Below are 615 nucleotides of genomic sequence, written 5' to 3'. Positions count from 1 at the left end.
CCCAGGCCGTGGCGGCCGCCATCAGCGGCCCCGCCCCCGCCCCGGCATACATGCGCGCCGAGTTGACCTCCGGCGGCAGCGCCGCAAAATCCACCGCTAACACCTCCTGCGATCATTTAAGACACCGAGACCACGCAACCGGTCGCTGACAAAAACAACGAAAAACAACCTTGTGACGCCGTGTATTCGGTTAAAACCGGACTGCGTTAGGCCCAGCTGGAGCCGACCGCGCTGTCGGTGGACGCCATGTTGTTACCGGCGGTCTGCACTTTCTGGCCGTGGGCGTTGGCCTGTTCGTAGATCACCTGGAAATTGCGCCCCAACGCGGTGATGAACTCCTGGCAGGCCGCCGACCCCGCACCACCCCAGAAATCACCGGCGGCCAACACGTCACGAATGATCGCCTGGTGCTCGGCCTCCAAAGCCGCAGCCTGGGCACGGATCGTCGCACCATGCGCGTCGACATCGGCGAATTGATAATTGATGCTCATTTCGACGTTCTCCTCACTGTGGAAAATTGAGCTTGAAAATGTCGCGGTCGCTTTAAGTACCGTGCAGCGCTAGCTGCTCAGGATCTGCTGGGAGGCTTGTTCTTGGGCTTCGTAGTTGGCCGCG

At 61.0% G+C, this 615-nt stretch carries 2 protein-coding genes; both read right to left on the bottom strand.

The genetic code is table 11. The features are described 5' to 3' along the window. Nucleotides 1-94 (bottom strand): PPE domain-containing protein (locus F6Q13_RS19580; protein WP_293060037.1); only part of this gene is annotated, 94 nt, incomplete at its 3' end. A 112-nt stretch (nucleotides 95-206) separates the two neighbouring features. Further along, on the bottom strand, nucleotides 207-491 hold the full coding sequence (locus tag F6Q13_RS19575) for a WXG100 family type VII secretion target (protein WP_293053238.1): 285 nt from the start codon (nucleotides 489-491) through the stop codon (nucleotides 207-209). Between the last annotated feature and the right edge of the window lie 124 nt (nucleotides 492-615).

Source organism: Mycobacterium sp., assembly GCF_008709575.1.
Lineage (GTDB): Bacteria > Actinomycetota > Actinomycetes > Mycobacteriales > Mycobacteriaceae > Mycobacterium.
Note: the sequence above shows the minus strand (reverse complement) of the source record. Positions and strands in the feature narration are given on the sequence as shown.